Genomic DNA, 22721 nt, shown 5'->3' with positions numbered 1-22721 from the left:
TATCAAAAAAGAAAGGACAAATTTCGTCCTTTCTAGATCTTAGCTTTTATTCAACCCACTACAGTTGACAAAGAGCCGATTTTTTCTACAAAAAAATTAGTTTCATAATCTTTGAAAGTGAAGAGAGGTTTCAACTCATTTTCGATAAACCAAAAGAAGTTAGCGAATAACTAACTTCTTTTTATCTTATTTCACATGTTTTGCAAGTTCTTCTTGCGCTTTTTTATTGGATTCTTCTTTTTCTTTCATCCATTTATCTTGAGCTTTTTGATATTCATCTGCTGTGACTGCCTTGTCTTGAAGTTCAAGATATTTGTATCGAAGCGGATCGCTTGTCCCCTTGTTACCTGCGAAAGCGAAAGGTAAAGTGAATGGTACCATCTTAGACAAGATTGGACGACCAGTTTTAGAAGTTGTTGGGATGACTAAGGCACTATCTGTCAACCATGCTTGAGCTTCGGCATACTTGTTATACCGTTTTGTAATATCTGTAGTTTCTTCCCCTGCTTCATTGACCATTTTATCATAATCATTGAGACCAACCTTTTTAGCCGCCTCATTATCTTTTCCTGAATCAAATCCTAGGTAAGTTCTCGTATTTTCCCCTACAGAAGGCTTGATGATATCAAGATAAGTTGATGGATCTGAGAAGTCTGGTCCCCATCCAACGTTATCAGAAAGATCCCAATCCTCACCAGCAGCAGTTTGTGCAAATAAAGTAACATTCAATAAATCATCTTTTTGTAATTGTTGAATATCAATAACCACATTATCAGATCCTAAAGTTGCTTCCAAGGATTGTTTCATAGATTGGACACGCTGAACTTTTGTAGTTGCTGTTTGGTCAACAGGCATGTCTAGGTGAATTGGGAACTGTACTCCTTCTGCCTGAAGAGCAGTCTTAGCCTTAGCAAATTCTGCCTTGGCTTTCTCTGGATTATAGAGACCATCTTGAGCATCAGCAAGGTTCACATCCTTCCATTCATCCCCGTAAGTCACCAATTTTTCTTTGACCATGTCACCAAAGTTTTTTCCATCTGCTTGAACAAATGTTGGTGGAACAAAGATATTACGTAAGATTTTGCTTGCTCCAGTTTGTCCATTTAGCTGAGAAGCATAGGCTGTACGGTCAAATCCAAAGGCAATAGCCTGACGGAAATCCTTGTTTAACAAAGCCTTTTTAGTTGAGGTCTTTTGTTCTTCACTAGTCTTAGAAGTATATTTATAGGACTGACGGTCAATGTTTGTTCCTACTACATAAGTCGTAGAGTCCTGTTGCGTATAGACAATATTGTCCTTCATCTCTTTCTCAAGTTCTGCGAAACTTGCACTTGTTGGATAGAGACGAGCTGCTGAAAGGCTACCATCTTTAAAGTTTTCTGCAGGTTTACTAGTATCTTGACCATCCCAGAATGACAATTTGACTTTGTCAATATGGACATTGTCTTTATCCCAGTAGTTAGGATTTTTTGCAAATTCAACAGTAGATTTGGTTACAATGGATTTCAACAAATAAGGACCATTATACAAGATACTACTTGGATCCGTAGCTTTGGCAAAATCATCCCCTTTTGAGTTCAAAAACTCTTCATTGACTGGCGCTAAAACACCCATAGTTGTTTTAGAATTCCAAAAACTTTCAGGTTTGTTCAAAGTGTATTGGACTGTTTGATCGTCAAGAGCTTTAATCCCAACTTGAGAGAAATCTTTATTTTCCCCTTTAGCGTATGCATCCAAACCTTTGATTGAATCCTGTACCAAGTATAGAGCTTCAGATTTCTTATCTGTCGCATATTTAAGACCTGTCACAAAGTCCTGAGCCTTAACAGGAGCATACTCTTCTCCCTCAGATGTGTACCACTTGGCATCCTGACGAATCTTATAAGTATAAGTCAATCCATCCTTAGAAACTGACCAGTCCTCTGCCATTGAGGGAATAAGGTTCCCGTATTTATCATTTTCAAGCAATCCATCAATTACATTACTAGTAATGTCAGCAGTCGCTGCCTTACCAGTTGTTAAATAGTTGAGGTTATCTGGGTCTGTCTCGTAGGTAAATGCGAAGGTCTGCTCACCTTTAGTAGCAGAACCACCAGAACAAGCCGCTAAGACACCAGCTGCTAATAAAGTGACTCCCGCAAGAGCCAATACTTTCCTTGTTTTCATGGTATTCTCCTTTGTTTTTCTATCCATTATAGACCCTTTTTAAAGTCCTGTCAATAGAATTTTCTGAATTTTCATTTTTAGTTGTTATTTTCTGACAAATATCGAATGTTATTTCATTTTTTAATCTCTTTTTAACTATAATAAAAGAGGGAATCCAGTAACTCCCTCATCCATCTATTTAAGTCATTTTTAGATTTATTAATTTAAAGCTTGCAATGCGGAAAGAAGATAAGAACCCTCACGAATTTTTTGACCTACGGCCTTAGCATTTTTGACCAAATCCTGATACTCTTCTTGAGACAAATTGTCCAATACTTCTTCCAAGTCAAGTAAACTTTCAACACTAATTCCACACTCTTTTTCTAAGACGAAATTAGCCAAAGCAGATTGTTTCCAAACAATAATAGGAAAACCAGAAGCCAAATAAAGGGAAGCCTTGTGGGAATTATTGTATCTCAAATACTCACCAAACACTCCGCTACAAGTTTTAGAACTATCACCATCCCAAACTAAACCAAAGCTTCCTTCTAACGCTGACGGTAGTTCATCTGGAAGAAAGGAACCAAAATAGGTTTCATTGGATAGCTTTCTAGCCTCATCAAAACCAACACCATAGAGGTTATATGCCGGTCTTGCAGGCAACTCATATAAGTAACCTGCTTTTTCTTGAGCTAAATTTCCAGCTACAATAATAGCTCCTTCCTTCGATAAATCTTCTTTCTCCTGATAATTCGGGATCAGATAGTCAAAAATGCCTAAACTAACTATTTTTTTCTCAGAAATTCCCTTATCAACAAGCACTGATTTCATAACTGGATTATGAGCAATAAGACCATCAGCTTGTTTCAAAAGACTTGACTCTTGAAGATGAACACGAATTTTATGCTTCAAGGGTACTGTATCCAAATTAGCATAGCGCAAAACTTCTAAATCATGAATAATAAAGTGAACCTTCACTCCTTTACGCTGCATTCTTTTGACTAAATGAGTCGTAAAGAAACTATGATGAAGCATAGGAAATTGAATCAGTAGCTGATCCCCTTCCTTTAACTTAGAGATTGCTTTGGATAAGGCTTTGGCCTTGTGTCGTTGGGCTCTAATAGTCCCCATTTGATACCAATCATCTACCATCAATAACAAAGGACTATAGCCCTCACGAACTACTATTTCTTCAACATCGTTTCGAGCCTTATTCCCCGCATTTCGTGCACCAGAATCCTTCAGAAATTCTTCTTTTAGATAATATTTCATCTATCAATTTTATCCTTCGTTATCTTATTTAAACTCTTCCTCTACAACATTTAGGGCACGTTCAATGACCACATGCATGTCGTAGTATTTATAATCGGCCAAACGTCCGCAGAAAATCACCTTATCATTCTGTGCTGCTTCTTCTTGATACTTAGCAAACATAGCATTGTTTCTCTCATCATTGATTGGATAATAAGGTTCATCTCCTCGTTTCCAATCTGCTGGGTATTCACGAGTAATGACCGTTTTATCTTGCGTACCATACTCAAAATGTTTATGCTCAATAATACGAGTATAAGGAATTTCACGTTCTGTATAGTTGACAACTGCATTTCCTTGATAGTTTTCTTCATCCAGAACTTCATGCTCAAAACGAAGACTACGATATTCTAATTCACCATGTTTGTAATCGAAGTATTGGTCAATCATCCCTGTAAAGACAACTTTTTCAGCAGAAGCTTCTAATTCCTGACGATTGGCAAAAAAGTCAATACCAAGTTCTACTTCTACATCCTTCAGCATATTTTCGATGATGACATTATAGCCACCAATTGGAATCCCTTGGTAACGATCGTTAAAATAATTATTATCAAAGGTTAAACGAACTGGTAGACGTTTGATGATAAACGGTGGAAGGTCAGTCGCAGAACGTCCCCATTGCTTTTCAGTGTATCCTTTGATCAACTTTTCATAAATATCTGGGCCGATCAACTTAATAGCCTGTTCTTCCAAGTTTTTAGGTTCAACATCCTTCATGTGAGCCGTTTGCTCAGCAATCTTATCTTTGACCTCTTGAGGAGTTTTTGTTCCCCACATAGCATAGAAAGTATTCATATTGAAAGGTAGATTATAAAGGCTACCCTTGTAATTAGCTACAGGCGAGTTGATATAGTTGTTAAATTCAGCAAATTGATTCACATAATCCCAAACTTTCTTATTAGAAGTATGGAAAATATGGGCACCATATTTATGGACATTGACTCCTTCTACATTCTCACAGTAGATATTTCCACCAATGTGGTCACGTTTATCAATCACTTTTACTTTTTTTCCACGCTTGGTTGCTTCATAAGCAAAAATTGCTCCAGACAAACCAGCACCAACGATTAGATAGTCGTACATATTACACTCCTTTATCAGACTCGACACTTTTGTAGCATTGTAAAGTTATCCTCATTAAAATCTCATGAAAAAATAAATTTTTAAAATTTTTTTTGAAATATTAGTTTGAATAGTTCATTTTATGAAGAAAAATAATTTTGTAAATCAAAAAAATTCATTTCATCAGTTTAACAACTCCGTTTTATCCAAAGGATTAAAATTATTCAACGACTTATTAACAAAAGTATTTTTTGTGAACAACAAAAACATGAATATATTGTAAGTCGGGACAAACCAAAAAGCTTCAATCATGCAGTTTAGAGCCACTAAAGATAATATTACTACATATAAATATTGCCCCTGCTTATACTGTTCTCTCGAAATTACAACATACAGACATATAAGTAGCACAAGAGGTATAACACCATATGTAAATAACATTTGAACATACGATGAATCTACGTAGTTATAATCAATAACAGCCTCCGTTTTACCTCCTGACCCTTTAAATAATACGTCTCTAGTTCCAAAAAGATGTACACCAAAAGTATTAAATGCATTTTTCCCCAAAGCTAATCTACCTGTAATTAATTTATTGATAGATACTAAAAATGGAGATCCCCAAGAGAAAATATAAGATAAATACATCATTATTGACGAACATAGAACTACAGAATAAGGGAAAATTGAATAGATCCGAAATTTCTTATCTTCATTAAAATAGAAAAATATAAAAATAATTGTTGCTAAAATAATTGATAAGCCATTTAAACGTGCATCACAATATTTTATAACAAAGAAAGATAAAAGTACACCTATTAGAGATCTAATCCATATAAATTTATCTTTTAATAAATAAGAAAAAGCCAAGAAAATATAGAAACAGTGGGATGCAAAATCTGTAGGATAGATAAATCCAAACGAATTCCGAATAACTCCTTCACGATTATATTGTAGATTGGGTACTGCACCTGAGAGAGATAAAAGAAATACACTTAGTACAAGAAAACCTGCTACAATGACATACGTTTTCAAAACTACTTTCATATCTACATTAACTAATAAAACTAGAAGGGCTGAATAAATAAGAAAATTAAGTTTTCCAGTCTGAAAATATACTAAAATTCCTGATAATAATAGCAAAGAAGAAAATATTAGATATTTAAATGAAATACGTGTTGGAAACATAAAACGAAGACCTAATAACAAAACTACTAATAAAAGATAATTTGCTTTAGCTTGAAAAAAAGTTTTATCCAGCATTGTAGTAGAAATAGTATTAAAAAATATCACTACAGATACAACAATACTAACCAGTAGATTTTCAAATTTAATTTTTATCATATTATTTATTTGGTAAAGAATAATATAGAATGAACATAATTGATAATTTTTATATATTATTTAATATTTTTAAACTTTTAGTTCATCTACAATCTTCCATCCTTCCCTTTCTAGACTTTTTCAATCAACTAACTTAGCTAAAACAAATTCTTGCAAAAATAACTTTGATTATTTCTGTATAGATTATCATCATACTAATTATTTAACAGCTGCTCTTTTATCTCCTTTAAGCCAACTATTTTAAATATTAAAATTAGCAAACCATAAAGTATCGCCCCCACAATAGCACATACAACAACATTAACAATAGGTGTAAAAGTCAAAATTGACTTCAAAAATGAAAGGGTAACATACATAAGAATTGATGCTGAAAATATTTTAATAGTTGATTTAAAAATTGGTACATCTTTTAAATATTTTCTTGTAAAATACAATTGGATAACCCATACAAATACTTCTGTTAATACAGAAACAATCGCAGCCCCAATATATCCAAATTCAGGCAGTAAAAGTAAATTTAAACCAACACTAATAATTGCTGGAACCGTTGTTGAAATCAAAAATTCTTTGTTCTTATTATGAGGTATCAAAATTTGAATCCCCATAATGTTCGTCCAACCAATAAAAAACATCCTAAAAATCATGATTGCAATAGCATATCTTGCTTCTTGAAAGTCATTTCCTAAGAAAAATTTCACAAAGTCATTATTGATAATTAACATACCTGCAATAGTCGGAAAAATCACAAGATTGTATATCAAGAAAGATAATTGATTCATGCGATTCACAGACTTCTTATCCCCTGTTGATAAAAGATTCGAAACACGTGGTAGCATAACACTACCCAGTGAAGTTACCAAAGTAAGTAGGATATTTACCAACTTTAAAGATTGATCATAAATTCCAACATCTGTTGTTGATGCTAAAGCTCCAAGCATTGTCCTATTTAACGTAACATATAAAGATATCGCTATTTGAGGTAAAAACAGTAATATCACCGGTTTAAGATGTTTCTTGGCATAATTGAAGTCAAATTGTGGCTTACCTATAAATTCTAGAGCTGGCAGCCACATACTTAATTGTCCTAAAAATTCAAATATAGTTAATAAAAAGACATATAGATATAAATCATTCTGAGACTTTATGAACAAAAATATTGAAATAACACCTATGAGTTTGACAGTGATATTTCTAACAGTTATCTTTCTAAAATCTTCTAGTCCTTGAAAAAGCCAAGTAATATCTAATCCCCTAGATAATAGAGATAATACCAATATATATGCTACTGGATTTTGCATAAATGAAAATGAAAAGCACAGACCAATATATAGAAATATCGATATACAAGTCGCAGTAAACTGCAAGGTATAAATACCCCAAAAATTATTAGGAATATTATTTCTATGAGCTGAAATTTCTTTTGTCCCATAATTAGCTACTCCTAATGTTGCTAAAAAAATAAAATAAGCAACAATCGAATTAAAGTAGCCAAAAGTTCCTAAATCATTTGAACTGAAAACCCTTGTAACATACGGTGTTGTTATGAAAGGTAGTACAATAGTTAGTAATTGATAAGAGAGGTTGTAAGCATAGTTCTTTAAAACCTTCATAACTATCTAAGCAATCTTCCTTCTAATTTTTTTATACAATTTTGCAGATACGAGAAACAATATATATTTCAATTTATTTTTCCTTGTAACATTTGAATTCGGAATAACATCTTTGAAATATTGAATGTATTCTTTTCTAATTTTATTAACTTCAGCATACATATCTGAACTAAGCATAGCATGTACAATATGCAGACCATTAAAAACATAGCGAACATTCAAGGCTCTTCGCATATCACTATCACCTGAATAGTCTCGTTCAACATAACTTCTATTCCATTCCATTGCCTTGTAAAAATCTAAGAGACGATCACTATACTTAGAATTTACAATACTTCCTGGTCTTCGATAGTATTTATAAAGATTTAGATCACTAACAGCAATATTTTCACAGGAAGCAATATGCTCATAAGCAAGAGCTAAATCTTCATACAGCATCCCATTAGGATATGGAAACCTTAATAAGATTTCTTTCTTATATAGTTTACCACCTGAATGTGTCCCAACATAATTTCCATAAAACATTTGTTCTAAAGCTGTTCTACGATCTAATTTTCCAGAATATTTCTCTCTGAAATCTCCTAGGAAATCACTATGTTCATAGTTTCTAACTTCAATCACTGGAGTTGCTACAAGATCAACTCTATACTTATCTCTAAGTTCTACTAAATATTCAATGGCTCTATGGTCATAATAATCGTCTGAATCAATGAAAACAATCCAATCTGTTGAAGATTCTTTTACCCCAGTATTGCGGGCATTGGACAATCCCCCATTTTCAATATGCAGAACTTTTATTCTGTCATCTTCTCGAGCATATTGGTCACAAATTTCTCCAGAACTATCCGTCGAACCATCATCTACTAAGATTATTTCAATATTTTTATATGTTTGTTGTCTTAGACTTTCTACACAATAACTCAAATAGTTCTCAACATTGTACACTGGTACAACAATAGAAATCTGATCCATTATGATAATCCTTCCAAAATGATATCAACAATACGCTCACAAGCTTTTCCATCTCCATATGGATTACTTGCTTTACTCATCTTGCTGTACTCTGTTTCATCTTCTAAAAGCAGTTTGAAATTAGTATAAATATTTTCTTCTTCTGTTCCTACCAATTTCAAGGTTCCTGCAGCAATCCCCTCTGGACGTTCTGTTGTATCACGCATTACCAATACTGGTTTACCTAAAGAAGGTGCTTCTTCTTGTACACCACCCGAATCTGTTAAAATCATGTAGCTTTGATTCATAAAATTATGGAAATCAATGACTTCTAGAGGTTCAATGATTTTCATACGTTCATTGTCGCCAAACACCTTACTTGCTAACTCACGAACCTTAGGATTCTTATGGATAGGATATACGACTTTAACATCTTCAAACTCATTCAGTATACGATTAACTGCATTAAACATATTTTCCATGGATTGACCAAGATTTTCACGTCGATGGGCTGTCAACATGATTAGTTTACTATCCTTAGCCCACTCTAAAATAGGATGGTCATAATGCTCTTGAACAGTTGTCTTCAAGGCGTCAATGACAGTATTTCCAGTAACATAGATATTCTCTCTTCCCTCTTTTAGAAGATTCTCTTTAGCCACTTCTGTCGGAGCAAAATTGAAATCCGAAATAATTGAAGTAGTCTGACGATTGAATTCTTCAGGAAATGGGCTTTGAAGATTATAAGTTCTCAGTCCTGCCTCTACGTGTCCAACTTTAATTCCCATGTAAAATGCAGCTAAAGCTGTCGCAAAAGTGGTTGTAGTATCCCCATGAACAAGAACAATATCTGGTTTTTCCTGCTCTAAAACGGCTTGAATTTTATCTAAAATACTTGTCGTGATTGTAAATAGTGTTTGATTTGCCTTCATGATTCCTAAATCGTAATCAGGAACAACTTTAAAGACATCTAAAACTTGCTCTAACATTTCTTTATGTTGCCCCGTTACACACACAAGTGTTTTAATTGAATCATTTTTCTTCAATTCATTCACTAAGGGACACATTTTTATCGCTTCTGGACGCGTCCCAAAAACTAACATTACTTTTTTCATTTCGAATCTCCCATTAGTTTTTGATAAAATTTACGATAATTCTCTAAAAATAAAGGATAACTAAACTTCTCTTCATAATCTTTTTTAGCTTGATGAGCTAATCTAGTTCTAAGAGTTGAGTCAGTCGCCAGACTTTCAATAGCAGAAGCTAAGGCCCTAGCATCTTTAGCAGGAACCAAGACCCCATTTTCTTTTGTAACAACTTCATTAATGCCAGGAATATCTGTCGCAACCATGGTTTTTCCATTCATAAATGCTTCAATAACATTTAGAGCTAAGCCTTCAAATAATGACGAAGACACTAGGAAATCAAAACTATTAATACACTCGACTATATCCCGTCTATAGCCTAAAAAAGTTATCTTATCCTCTAGATTGAGTTCTTTAACCTTATTTTCTAGTTCGGCTCTAAGTTCTCCATCCCCAACGATAAATAAACGGAGGTTTTCATCAGAAATCAAAGAGATCGCATCAATCAGATAAGTCAAACCTTTTTGTTCAGATAATCTTGCAATACAGCCTAGCTTAATTCCATCAAACTTCATAATCTCATCAACTTGTCTATTTGACTGTTTCAAGATTACTCCGTTATAGATAACAGTACTGTCTGCAACTCCCACATCATCTTTCAAATTTTGATTAACGGCTTGACCAACTGCAATACTATAGGCATTTCTCAGTGAAAATCTATATAAAGACAACTTATCTTTAAAGACATTATGAGCAGTGTAAACGTGGACTAGCTTGGGATTAATCAGTTTTAATAAACGAATATAAAAAGCTGCCATTCGATGATGTGTATGAACCAGAGTAATCTCATTTGTCTTAATAATTTGATAAATAGTGAGAAGCAATTTCAACACTGTAAGAGGATTTTTGCTGTCTATATCTTGAATCTTATGATGATTAATTCCTCGGGTCTCTAATTCTGGTTCCCAAAGGCCTCCTGTAGAAGCAACATGGACACTATCAAACTCATCTTGCAAATCAGAACTCAACTGGTACACGATTCTCTCAGCACCACCAATATCCATCGTTCGTGAAATATGTAAAATATTATTTTTTCGTTTTTCGTTTCTCATCTAAGACTCGCTTAATAAAGGTAACATTCCCTACAAAGTATCGTTTAAAGAGACGCTTTGGTTCATTAGCAACTCGGAACAACCACTCCAAGTTTGATTTTTGCATCCAAAGTGGAGCACGCTGAATGTGACCAGACAGTACGTCAAAGCTACCTCCTACACCCATAAAAATAGAATTCACTCCATTATCCATAAATTTTTGGATGATGTATTCTTTTTTAGGTGAGGTAATTCCAACAAATACAAAGTCGGGATTCTTTTCACGAATATCTTCCTGAATATCTTGCTCATCTTCCTCAGAAAAATAACCATTACGATGTCCAACAACTCGTAGATTTGGATACTCTTCTTTGAAATTTTGTAACATATCTTGCAAAACTTCTTCTTTAGCACCAAAGAAATACACTGAATAAGATTTTTCATCGGCTAATTTTAATAATCTTTGCATTAAATCAATTCCAGCAACTCGTTCTGGAACTTGATAGCCCAAAAATCGAGAGGCTAGAACGACTGATGCACCATCTGCATTGATAATCTCAGACTCGTTAACTATCTTTTTAATGACTTCATCTGATTGACATTGATTAATCTTATCAGCGTTTACGCCCATTAGATGAAGAGGACGTTGATCAATTACAAATTTTTCAACCGCTTGTACTGTTTCATCCATTGTTAAGGGGTCAATCCTGACCCCCATTAAATCAAAACTATTCAAATTAATCTCCCCATGTAGATTCGAAATGACCCTTACGTTCTGCTTCTTCGGGTAACTTCATGTAATCACCGTATATTTTCGTTAAATATTCATCTGGATTTGCATGGCAACTTATTTCTAAGTTCTCAAACTCTAGTAATTGTGGTTCACCGAATACTTCTTTTTTAGCAAGCTCACGTTCTCTATAGGAGCCTAATACATTACCAACTATTGAACTAGTTTCAAAATCATATTGTTTAATTAGATTTTGTAATTTGTTGTTAATAGTGGCCGTTTTTAGAAGTTTATTTAATTTCAAAACTTTTGATATACTCACAATTGCATTTTCAAAACTTCCCCGATCTCTGTCATGTAGACGATCAATTACAGAAATTTTAGAAAGTGCACGATAGAATTTGATTTTATTTGTATGTAGAAAATAATGGAAACGATCATCTGGATAACCATCCAAAGGGAAAATATCTATGAATGGACTACATAGTTCATCTCCAAATGGAATTTGTAAGGATGTATCCATAATAGAGGTATTACCTAAATTGTCATCATGAAGCCTCAAAATAACATGTTCTGGAAGTTCTTTTTTGCAAATAGATAAAAATTTTTCATAATCTTTTCGAGGCATCCCTAAATCCATATCATCATCCCAAGGAATAAATCCTTTATGACGAATGGCTCCTAGCAATGTTCCTCCCAAAGCATAATATCTTAAATCATGTTTACTACAAATAGCAATAAAACTTTTTAATAAAGATAATTCTCCTAGTTGAATTTCCCTCACTTTATTCATAATTTTACTTCGCTCCATCCCTCATAAATACAACTTTAACTGTTTTTAGTAGAATTTCAATATCTTTCCAAATTGTCCAATCGTCTATATAAGCTACATCTAATTTAACAACTTCATCAAAATTCTTAATCTCACTTCTACCACTAACTTGCCAAAGTCCAGTGATACCTGGTTTAAAACTCAATCGACGTTTTTGTTCAGGTGTGTATGTCTCATATTCATCAACTGTTGGCGGTCTTGTTCCAACTAGACTCATATCCCCTTTCAAAACATTCCAAAATTGAGGGAGTTCATCCAAGCTAGTTTTACGGATAAAGCGCCCAATTTTTGTGATGCGAGGATCATTATCCATCTTAAACATACCACCCTGCATAGTATTTTTCTCCAACAATTCCCTCTTTTTATCCTCAGCATCAATACACATTGATCTAAATTTATAAAAAGTAAAATGTCGACCGTTTTTTCCTATACGTGTCTGGGCAAAAATAGCAGGCCCACCATCTTTTCTAATAGCTGGAACTAGAACTATACTGACTAAGCCACAAATCATTAAACCAAAAATAGAACCAATAATATCTATGACACGCTTAGCAATGACATGACTATTTTTATAAAATTTCGTCGAAAAGGTAATGACATTTAGACCAGCCATCCCACGGATTTTCTTGTCACGCCCTAGATTATGGTCAAAAGCATTTAGATTAACTGTTACATCAATTCCCATCGTTTCAAAACGAGAAATAAATTCACCAATATCATATTCTTCACTAGGAAGATTGATAAACACTTCGTCCACAACTTCGTGAGTTGCAAAATTTAAAATATCTTCGACTGGTACGACTGTAATAGTATCATGTTGGAAATTAGGTTTATCTAATACACTAACTGCCACCAGTTCTCCAAAGAAATCACCAGCATCAAGTAATTTATCCATCACTTTCTCAACTCTAGATGTTGCTGTAATCAAGAATAGTTTTTTACTCCATTTCAAATTAGGAAATATCCGTTTCGAATAATACTTGATACAAATATTGACTAGATACATTAGAATCGAGTGTAAGGTTAAGAAATACACCATGCCTCGTCTAGAGATGCTAAAGCGTTCTTCTAAAAAGAAATTGGAAAGACTAATTGCCAACGCAAAGAAAATGATATATTTTGTCAAGCGAACAAGCTCACGTAAATATCCTCTTTTAAAAAAATCTTGACCGAAATCACTAAAATAAAATACTATGTAGTGGAGAATATATAGGACAATCATTGTTGTTGAAAGAATATCTGTCTCTTTAACAAAACTAAGAAAATACCCCAGTAACACTACTATAAAACTCTGGATTACTGCCAGAGATATTTTTATCCCTTTCTCTTCCATAACTACTTCCTAGTTTATTTTTTACTTTTTCCCATAATTTCCATAGGAACCATAGGCTCCATAACCACCATAAGCTCCGTATTTTTCAACTTCTGTGTTAAATTTATTTAGAACTACACCTAAAAACGGAGTTCCTGTTTGTTCTAACTGTTCTTTAGCCTTCAAAACATCACGACGCTTTGTCTCTCCAGCTGCCGTTACCAAGATAGAAGCATCACATTTTTGTGTAATGATAGCAGCGTCAATGACTATCCCAATCGGTGCAGTATCCACAATGACATAGTCAAAATACTTACGCAGAGTATCAATCATGTTATTAAAGTTGTCACTTTGCAAAAGAGCTGTTGGATTAGGAGATACTGGTCCAGCCTGAATAACAAATAGATTTTCAACGTTTGTATCACAAAGACCTTGTGATAAATCTGTCGACCCAGATAAATAATCTGTCAAGCCAGTGATTTTTTCTCTAGATTTGAATATTCCTGACATAACTGAGTTACGAACATCTGCATCAACTAGCAAAGTCTTGTATCCAGCTCTTGCAAATGACCAGGCAATATTTGTTGATGTCGTTGATTTTCCTTCACCAGGTTTGACAGATGAGATGGCCAAAACTTTCAAATTATCACCACTCAATTGAATATTGGTGCGCAAAGCATTATAATGTTCTTCTGCTTTTTTTATAAAATTAATACGTTTCAACGCAATTTCTAATGTTGGCATATTTTCTCCCTTACTTTAATTTATTCAAATCCGGAACAATTCCTAGAAGTGGCATATTCATAACTTCCTCGACATCTTCTGGTCGTTTAACACGATCATCCAATAATTCAAGTAATAAAACTGAAACAACCATTAGTGCGCCACCTGCCAGAAAAGCAAGTGCAGTATTACGACGAATATTAGGTGATGAAGGAGTTAGGGCTGGTCTTGCCTCCTCTAGTGTTGTTACATCAGACACACGAGTTACAGAAATAATTTTTTCCGCCGCCACCTCGCGAAGAGCATTAGCAATACGACTTGCCTCTTCTGGTTGATCATCTTCAACTACGATTGATACGATACGAGTATCTACCGGCACTGTTACTTGAATCTTTTTAGTCAATTCTTTAACTGTTTTATCTAATTTAAGATTTGAAATGACTTTCTCCAGTACATCTTGTGATAGAATAATTTCCTTATAGTCTTTTACAAGATAGGTACCCGCCTGCAAATCCTGGTTAGTTAATCCTGTTTTTTCCGATTGATTTCGATTGACTACATAGATACGTGTTGTACTAGAATACTCAGGCGTAAGAACAAAACTGCTTACACCAAAAGCTATGACAGCTGCTACAATCGCAGTTAGGATAATAGCGATTTTCTTCTTCCAAAGGATTTTAAATAATTGGACAATGTCAATTGCGATTTCTTTATTTTCTTTCATGTCAACTCCTAAATAATTTGATCCGCTAAGATGAAGCGAGGATTTTCGATAAATAATTCTCTCGCCTTTCTTTCACCGTATTGTTTTGAAACGATCTCATAAGCTTCTTTCATGTAAGGCGGTCTTTGGTCCAAATTGTGCATATCACTAGCAACAAAATGTACCAAGTCTCGCTCTAGAAAATAGCGAGCTCGTTTCTTCATAAATTTATATTTATCCCCAAATAACTTTGGTTTTAAAATGCTGGAACTATTGATTTGAGTGTAGCAACCCATATCAATCAACTCTTTCACCCGTTTTTCGTTATTCTCTAATTCATGGTAACGTTCAATGTGGGCAACTACAGGCGTTATCCCAAGCATGAGAACATTGCTCAAAGCAGTATGGATTTCCCGATAAGGGGTAGCCATACTAAACTCAATGAGAGCATAGCGTGTCCCATTAAGACTTGGAATGACCTGTTTCTCCAATTTCGCAAGCACATCACTAGTATAATAAATTTCTGCTCCATAGAGAATGGTCAAGTCTGGAGCCACCTCCTTGGCTAGCTCCTTAACTTCTTGGAAGTTTGCCTCTATTGTCTCCTCAGGAGTTTCAAACATTCCTTTTCGTCTATGCGATGTCGATACAATAGTCCTTACCCCTTGCCTATAGGCTTCTGCCAGAAGCGCCTTGCTTTCTTGCTTAGATTTTGGACCATCATCCACACCAAATACAATATGCGAATGAATATCAATCATTTTGTCTTATTTTCCTTCCATCACATCATTGATTGCAGCCTTGACTGACTCTAAACTGCTATCACTTATCTCCATCATGTAGAGGTTACTATCAGGCATGGCATAAGATGGCAAATCCATACGCCCTGTTCCTTTAAGATCTTGTGAATTAATCTTATAAGTTCCACCACTCTCAAGTTGAGCATTGATTAAGTTCATCATGGTTTCAAGTGGCATATTGGTTTGAATCGAATCTTGCAACCCCTTAATAATACTGTCATAATTTCTCAAAGCTTCTGTCGAGGTTAACTTTTGCAGAATAGCCACAATGACCTTTTGCTGATTGCGACCACGATCCCGGTCTCCATCTGCCAGAGAATAGCGCTCACGCACAAAGCCAAGAGCCTGCTCCGAATCAAGATGAACATTCCCTACTGGGAAATGAAACTTCCCGTGACGAGATGTAAATTCCTGATCATTATAGACATCAACTCCACCAAGGAGATCAATCAATTTCAAGAAAGAGGTGAAATTCAAACGAGCGTAGTAATTTAAATCAATACCGTAGAGATTTTCCAGTGTATGAATGGAAGCATCTACCCCATAAATACCCGCATGGGTCAACTTATCTTTTTGGTTGTTACCACCATCTGCAATTGGAACATAGGAATCACGAGGGGTTGTTGTTAAGAGAATCTTTTTCGTTTCACGATTCACTGTCATAATGATATTGACATCCGAACGAGAAACCGAACTGATTGGACCATAAGTATCAATTCCGCTGATATAAACGTTGAAACTGTCACCTTTGACATCTTTTGGAGTTTCAACCGTTTTGGTTAATCCTTTGGTATAGATTTTCTTAATTTTTGAAGCATAGTCAGGATATTCCGATTCGATAATATTTTCAAAGACACTGTTTAGAATGATTGCCTTTGTATCGCCAGCTAACAGGCTCTTATATGCCGCAAGATAGGAGCTGCTTTCTTCGACTGTCAGTTCTTTATTTTGAGTAGCTTTCAGATCATTCAACAACTGTTGGATATTATCCTTATCCGTCCCAGTCGGTCCCGTTACACTGGTTACCTGACTGATATTATCAATTGAACTATCTTCCAACACCGCAATACTCATCGAATAATTTGAGTAGTTAGATGTCGCATTCAGGCGACTTGTAAATCCAATGAACTGCCCTACAGCAAAGAGAGAAGTACCATTAATTAACACACCAAGTAGTAATAAAATCAGCGTTAGATTTTGAACTTTCTTGGATCGAATTAAAAAGAAACACAAGATGGCTAAGGCCACAATTAAGACGGTAACCACTATATTGAGATATCGGAAAGCTAGCATATTGTACTTGAAAATCAAAAACAATAAAAAGACTGCTAGTACTGCATAGATAGCTAGCAACCCCCAACTAATCATAATCTTTGTTTTACCCTGACGAGCTCGCTTCGAAGATCTACTCACGATATACCTCTATTATCAATTTTTATTTCATTTCATTATATCATAAAAAAATACACTTGTGGGGTAAATCCACTTAGGTAAGGCGTTTTCATCTTCTTTCCGAAACATTCTTTTTCACTTGCAAACAATTACATCAATAAATTTACTATATAAATATAAAAACAAGGTTCCTTACGGAACCTCGCTCATCATTATTTAACATGATTTTCTGCTTCTTTTTGGGCTTTTTCAATTGCTTTTTTGCTTTCTTGCTCCCATTTGATCTTAGCTTCTTCATACTGTTTGGTTGTTACAGTATCTTTTTGCAGCTTCATGTACTTGTAGTTATTGCCGTCACCCTTGATGCCGACTAGTGAATAACCTCTTGTAAATGGCGTTACTTTGGTTACAGATGCTGTTCCACCACTTGACATAGCTGACATAATCAGAGAATTGTCAATCATCCAAGCCTGTGCTTCAGCATATTTTTCATAGCGTTTGGCTACATCTTTATTTTCACTATCTGCATCTTTGAGCATCTTAGTGTAGGTATCAAGACCCAAGCTAGCAATCTTAGCTTTATCTTCCTGAGCATCTAGACCAAAGATCTTGAGGTAGAATCCATCCTCTGCATTGAAAGGATTGAGATAAGTTGATGGATCTTGGTAGTCACCTACCCAACCATCAAAGTTCAAATCATAGTCACGATCAGCTGGTGTCGGTGCCAAGAAGGCTACGTTGTTAAAATCATCTGTTGAAAGTTGTTGAACGTCAATGACAATGTTATCAGCACCCAAAATTGACTCAAGGGTCTGCTTAACTGAGTTCATGCCTGTCACGGCATTTTTACTCGTCTGATCAACTGCCACATCCAAGTGAATTGGGAAGGTCACACCTTGACTTGCCAATTCTTTTTTAGCTTCCGCAAATTTTGCTTGGGCTTTTTCTTTGTTGAAATAGGCATCCTGAGCATCTGCCAAGTTAATACCTGACCATTCTGTGCTATAGTTGACCAATTTAGAAGCAACTACTTCTCCAAAGGTCTTGTCTCCAACTTGGACAAATGTTGGAGGCACTAGGGTGTTACGAAGGGTCTTGCTAGCCGCTTCTTCCCCATTTGACTGGGCAGAATAGGCTGTGCGATCCAAGGCAAAGTTCACTGCTTGACGGAAGTTCTTGTTCAAGACAGCTGTCTCAGTTGACTTCTTCTGCTCATCTGTCGTTTTAGCAGTGTGATTGTAGGCCTTACGGTTGACGTTGAAATTGAAATACCAAGAAGTCTTGTCCTGCAAGCTATAGACGATATTATCCTTATATTTTTCCTTGGTCTTGGCAAAGTTAGAACTATTTGGATAAACCCCAGCGATAGAATAAGCTCCACTTTCAAAGTTACGGATGGTCAATTCTTGGTCTGAGCCGTCAAAGTAAGCCAATTTTACGTGTTCAATCGATACTTTGTCATGATCATAGTAATGCGGATTCTTCACATACTCGATCGATGATTTTGATGTGAAATCTTTTAACAAATAAGGTCCGCTGTAGAGAATGCTATCTGGAGATAGGGTCCCAAAATCTTTGCCTTTTGAGTTTAGAAACTCTTCATTCACTGGGAAAAGAATACTATTGGTTGTTTTTGAATTCCAGTAAGGCTCTGGGCGTGCCAAAGTATACTCAACAGTATGGTCGTCAATGGCCTTCACCCCAACCTTAGAAAAGTCAGAATCCGCTCCTGTAATATAATCATTCAAGCCCTTGATCGAGTTTTGAATCAAGTCAATGGCCTGGGATTTATTATCCACTGCATACTTGATACCTGTCACAAAATCTTGTGCCTTGACTGGGGCGTACTCTTCACCGTCAGCCGTGAACCATTTGGCATCTTTTCTCAGTTTGTAGGTATAAGTCAGGCCATCGCTTGAAACAGACCAGTCTTCTGCCAAAGATGGAACTAGGTTTCCGTGGTTGTCATTTTCAAGCAAACCATCAACTAGGTTGGTAATGATGGCTGTATTATCAGCGTAGTAGTCTAACAAGTAGTTAAATGTAGTTGGATTTCCACTAAAGGTTGATGAGTAAGTTTTTGTATCTGAACCTGATTGTCCGCAAGCAGCTAAAAGCAAAGCAGCCGCAAAGGTCAGGCCTGCGCTAAGAACACGCTTTTTTGTATTCATCTTCTTTCTCCTTTATGTTAGTTTTTATAACATAAGTTTATTTTACCAAAATAGTGGGAATTTGTAAAGTTAATTGAATTTTGAGAATGAAAGTTTATAAACTTTAGTCATAAAAAAACAAAGGATTTCTGTCTTTCATACAGTCCTCCCTTGTTTTTATACGATTTCAATTTTAAATTTTTCTGTAAAAAATATTTATAGTAATTCCACACAGAAAGCATCCCATGGAGCCAAGATTTGTTTCTCAACTGCTTCTTGCGCCACAGTGTTTTCAATCAAGACAGATTTAACTTTTCCTTCTACTGTTAAGCCTTGCTCTTCATTGGACAAGTTGGCCACAACTAGAAAACGACGGTCGCCATCTTTACGAATATAGGCAAAGACCTTGTCAGCTGTATCAAGCAATTCAAAGTCAGCTCGAATCAGCCAGCTGTTCTCCTTACGGATTTGAACCAGTTTCTGATAGGTATAGAAAATAGAATCTGGATTTGCCAGTGCTTCTTGAACGTTGATTGCTTGATAGTTTGGGTTGACTGCCAACCAAGGTTGACCTGTTGAGAAACCAGCGTTTTTGCTCTCGTCCCATTGCATAGGGGTACGGGCATTGTCACGTCCAATGACACGGATACTGTCCATGATTTCTTCCATCGGAACGCCTTTTTCAAGAGCTTCACGCGCATAATTGAGGGATTCAATATCTTCTACTTGGTCCAGCGTTTCAAAGGGATAGTTGGTCATCCCAATCTCCTCACCTTGGTAGATATAAGGTGTTCCTCTCATGAGATGAAGCAAGATTGCAAAGGCTTTGGCAGATTTTTCGCGGTATTCCTGGTCATTTCCCCAGATTGAGACGATACGAGGAAGGTCATGATTGTTCCAGAAGAGCGAATTCCAACCGTCCTCAACTCCTAATTCTGTCTGCCATTTGTTAAAAATTTCTTTTAACTTAGCGATATTCAGCTCTTTTTGATAGTGCCATTTAGGCTGACCTTCCTGATACTGAAGACCGATATGTTCAAACTGGAAGACCATAGACAATTCTTGCCCCTTTGGATCAGAGTAGAGCTTAGCGATCTCTGGAGTTGCTCCCCAAGTCTCTCCTACTGTCAAGAGATTCTTATCTCCAAAGGTCGCCTGATTCATCTCCTTGAGATAAGGGTGGAGCATAGGACCATTATTGACTACTTTCTCGTCAGGAATCTTTCCAATCATGTCAATGACATCCATGCGGAAACCACCAATGCCTTTATCAATCCAAAAGTTCATCATCTCATAGATTTTCTTGCGAAGTTTTTCATTTTCCCAGTTGAGATCCGGCTGTTTCTTGCTGAAAAAGTGGAGATAATATTGATCTGACTTTTCATCATATTCCCAAGCAGATCCACTAAAGATAGAATCTAGGTCGTTGGGTTCATCGCGCCAGATATAGTAGTCTCGCTCAGGGCTGTCAGGATTTTCACAGGCCTCGACAAACCATGCATGTTCATCTGAGGTATGATTGACCACCAAGTCCATGATGATACGAATATCACGCTTCTTAGCTTCCGCAATCAGTTGGTCCATATCCTCCATGGTTCCAAAAATCGTTGCAATCGCTTGATAATCAGCAATATCATAGCCATTATCATCCATAGGGCTGTCATAAACTGGAGAAAGCCAAATCGCTGTAATTCCTAACTTGGCTAGATAGTCTAACTTACTGGTAATTCCTGGCAAATCGCCAATTCCATCTCCGTTGCTATCCATAAAGCTCTTAGGATAAACTTGATAGACTACGGCATTGTGCCACCATTTTTCTTGCATCTTCTTACCTCATTATTTTAATAATCTACAGTCTATGATAGCGCTTTTCAGATTTTTGTGCAAGCGTTTGCCTAATCTTTTTGATTCCTTTTTTAACTCCATAGTTTCCTAACTTCCATTTTTTTATTATAATAGAGGTCAGAGGTAAAAAAATGAAAAAACAAGCTTTTAGTTCTGAACACTATTTGAATCTACAGCGCGACCACATTTTGGAGCGCATTAACCAATTTGACGGCAAGCTCTACTTGGAGTTTGGTGGCAAAATGTTAGAAGATTTTCACGCTGCTCGTGTTCTTCCTGGTTATGAGCCTGACAACAAAATCAAGCTCTTGCAAGAATTGAAAGAGCAAGTCGAGGTTGTAATTGCCATTAATGCTAACAACATCGAACATTCCAAAGCACGTGGTGACTTGGGCATTTCTTATGACCAAGAAGTTCTTCGTTTGATTGATAAATTCAATGAATTGGGAATTTTTGTTGGCTCCGTTGTTATCACACAGTACGCTGGTCAACCAGCTGCAGATGCCTTCCGAAACCAGCTTGAGAAAAACGGAATTGATTCTTATCTTCATTATCCAATCAAAGGATATCCGACAGATATGGATCACATCATTTCTCCAGAAGGAATGGGAAAAAATGACTACATCAAAACTAGTCGCAACTTGATTGTCGTAACTGCTCCTGGACCTGGTTCTGGAAAATTGGCAACTTGTATGTCCAATATGTACCACGACCAAATCAATGGTATCAAGTCTGGCTACGCTAAATTTGAAACCTTCCCAGTTTGGAATCTTCCCCTTCATCACCCAGTCAATTTGGCCTACGAGGCTGCTACAGCTGACCTTGATGATGTCAACATGATTGACCCTTTCCATCTCCAAACCTATGGAGAAACCACTGTCAACTACAACCGTGATATCGAAATTTTCCCAGTGCTCAAGCGCATGTTAGAACGCATTCTAGGTGAATCTCCATACGCTTCACCGACAGATATGGGGGTCAACATGGTTGGTTTCGCTATTACAGATAATGAGGCTGCTATCGAAGCTTCTAAACAAGAAATCATCCGCCGCTACTATCAAACGGTCCTTGATTTTAAAGCCGAAAAAATTGGCGAAGCTGCTGTCAAGAAAATTGAGTTACTTATGAATGACCTCGGTATCACACCAGCAGACCGTAAGGTTGCTGTTGCTGCACGCCAAAAAGCTGAAGAAACTGGCGGACCAGCCCTATCCCTTGAATTGCCAAATGGGGAAATCGTCACAGGTAAGAACTCAGAGCTCTTTGGCCCTACAGCCGCTGCTCTTATCAACGCCATCAAGAAATCAGCTGACATCGCTAAAGAAGTAAAACTAATCGAACCTGAAGTTGTCAAACCGATTCAAGGTCTTAAAATCGATCATCTGGGTAGCCGCAATCCACGCCTTCATTCAAATGAAATCCTGATTGCACTTGCTATCACAGCTACAGAAAATCCTGATGCTGCTCGTGCTATGGAAGAACTTGGCAACCTCAAAGGAAGCGAAGTCCACTCAACCATCATCTTAACCGATGAAGACAAGAATGTCCTTCGTAAACTAGGGATCAACGTAACCTTTGATCCTTACTACCAATACGACCGCTTGTATCGTAAATAAAGTTTTGAACCTCTCCACC

18 protein-coding genes are annotated in these 22721 nt (G+C 36.1%); 1 reads left to right on the top strand and 17 read right to left on the bottom strand.

The genetic code is table 11. The features are described from left to right. Positions 1–186 precede the first annotated feature (186 nt). The 17 genes from M1G12_RS05290 to M1G12_RS05210 form a co-directional block, all read right to left on the bottom strand. Complete coding sequence (locus tag M1G12_RS05290) at positions 187–2166, bottom strand: peptide ABC transporter substrate-binding protein (protein WP_247949515.1); 1980 nt, start codon at positions 2164–2166, stop codon at positions 187–189. A 198-nt stretch (positions 2167–2364) separates the two neighbouring features. Further along, positions 2365–3417, bottom strand: coding sequence for a glycosyltransferase (locus tag M1G12_RS05285; RefSeq protein WP_247949514.1), 1053 nt, complete (start codon positions 3415–3417; stop codon positions 2365–2367). 24 nt (positions 3418–3441) lie between these two features. Further along, entirely contained in the window at positions 3442–4539 is a 1098-nt protein-coding gene (gene glf / locus M1G12_RS05280; RefSeq protein ID WP_247933462.1) for a UDP-galactopyranose mutase, read from the bottom strand. 162 nt (positions 4540–4701) lie between these two features. Continuing rightward, a complete protein-coding gene (locus M1G12_RS05275) occupies positions 4702–5862 on the bottom strand; it encodes a polysaccharide polymerase (protein ID WP_237447054.1) in 1161 nt (386 codons plus the stop codon). 194 nt (positions 5863–6056) lie between these two features. Continuing rightward, entirely contained in the window at positions 6057–7472 is a 1416-nt protein-coding gene (locus tag M1G12_RS05270) for a flippase (RefSeq protein WP_247933463.1), read from the bottom strand. Between the two features lie 6 nt (positions 7473–7478). Beyond that, on the bottom strand, positions 7479–8444 hold the full coding sequence (locus M1G12_RS05265) for a glycosyltransferase family 2 protein (RefSeq protein WP_203212669.1): 966 nt from the start codon (positions 8442–8444) through the stop codon (positions 7479–7481). Beyond that, positions 8444–9538 carry a non-hydrolyzing UDP-N-acetylglucosamine 2-epimerase gene (wecB, locus tag M1G12_RS05260; RefSeq protein WP_247949513.1) on the bottom strand — a complete coding sequence of 365 codons (1095 nt, stop codon included), beginning with the start codon at positions 9536–9538 and terminating at the stop codon, positions 8444–8446. The genes M1G12_RS05265 and wecB overlap by 1 nt, the downstream gene beginning before the upstream one ends. Further along, positions 9535–10620: a glycosyltransferase family 4 protein gene (locus tag M1G12_RS05255; RefSeq protein ID WP_247949512.1), complete on the bottom strand. Its 1086-nt coding sequence runs from the start codon at positions 10618–10620 to the stop codon at positions 9535–9537. Before M1G12_RS05255 ends, wecB begins: the two co-directional genes overlap by 4 nt. Beyond that, complete coding sequence (locus M1G12_RS05250) at positions 10595–11317, bottom strand: WecB/TagA/CpsF family glycosyltransferase (protein ID WP_247949516.1); 723 nt, start codon at positions 11315–11317, stop codon at positions 10595–10597. The genes M1G12_RS05255 and M1G12_RS05250 overlap by 26 nt, the downstream gene beginning before the upstream one ends. A gap of 19 nt (positions 11318–11336) precedes the next feature. Beyond that, positions 11337–12122, bottom strand: a complete 786-nt coding sequence (locus tag M1G12_RS05245; RefSeq protein WP_345773302.1) for a LicD family protein — start codon at positions 12120–12122, stop codon at positions 11337–11339. A 4-nt stretch (positions 12123–12126) separates the two neighbouring features. Beyond that, entirely contained in the window at positions 12127–13494 is a 1368-nt protein-coding gene (locus tag M1G12_RS05240) for a sugar transferase (RefSeq protein WP_247933465.1), read from the bottom strand. 21 nt (positions 13495–13515) lie between these two features. Further along, positions 13516–14217 carry a tyrosine-protein kinase gene (locus M1G12_RS05235; protein ID WP_247949510.1) on the bottom strand — a complete coding sequence of 234 codons (702 nt, stop codon included), beginning with the start codon at positions 14215–14217 and terminating at the stop codon, positions 13516–13518. A gap of 10 nt (positions 14218–14227) precedes the next feature. Beyond that, positions 14228–14920, bottom strand: coding sequence for a CspC family polysaccharide chain length determinant protein (locus M1G12_RS05230; RefSeq protein WP_247949509.1), 693 nt, complete (start codon positions 14918–14920; stop codon positions 14228–14230). Positions 14921–14928: 8 nt separating this feature from the next. Next, entirely contained in the window at positions 14929–15660 is a 732-nt protein-coding gene (cps4B, locus tag M1G12_RS05225; RefSeq protein ID WP_247949508.1) for a capsular polysaccharide biosynthesis protein Cps4B, read from the bottom strand. 6 nt (positions 15661–15666) lie between these two features. Further along, positions 15667–17112 carry an LCP family glycopolymer transferase CpsA gene (gene cpsA, locus M1G12_RS05220; RefSeq protein ID WP_247947104.1) on the bottom strand — a complete coding sequence of 482 codons (1446 nt, stop codon included), beginning with the start codon at positions 17110–17112 and terminating at the stop codon, positions 15667–15669. A 191-nt stretch (positions 17113–17303) separates the two neighbouring features. Further along, positions 17304–19262, bottom strand: a complete 1959-nt coding sequence (locus M1G12_RS05215) for a peptide ABC transporter substrate-binding protein (RefSeq protein ID WP_247949507.1) — start codon at positions 19260–19262, stop codon at positions 17304–17306. Between the two features lie 195 nt (positions 19263–19457). Then, positions 19458–21065: a glycoside hydrolase family 13 protein gene (locus tag M1G12_RS05210; protein ID WP_247949506.1), complete on the bottom strand. Its 1608-nt coding sequence runs from the start codon at positions 21063–21065 to the stop codon at positions 19458–19460. Positions 21066–21217: 152 nt separating this feature from the next. Between M1G12_RS05210 and M1G12_RS05205 the strand changes: the two genes are divergently transcribed. Then, positions 21218–22702 (top strand): DUF1846 domain-containing protein, encoded by a 1485-nt coding sequence (locus M1G12_RS05205; protein ID WP_247949505.1) that lies wholly within the window; start codon positions 21218–21220, stop codon positions 22700–22702. Positions 22703–22721 lie beyond the last annotated feature (19 nt).

The organism is Streptococcus mitis (assembly GCF_023110375.1).
Taxonomy (GTDB): domain Bacteria; phylum Bacillota; class Bacilli; order Lactobacillales; family Streptococcaceae; genus Streptococcus; species Streptococcus mitis_CI.
This window is presented reverse-complemented; position numbering and strand designations above follow the sequence as displayed.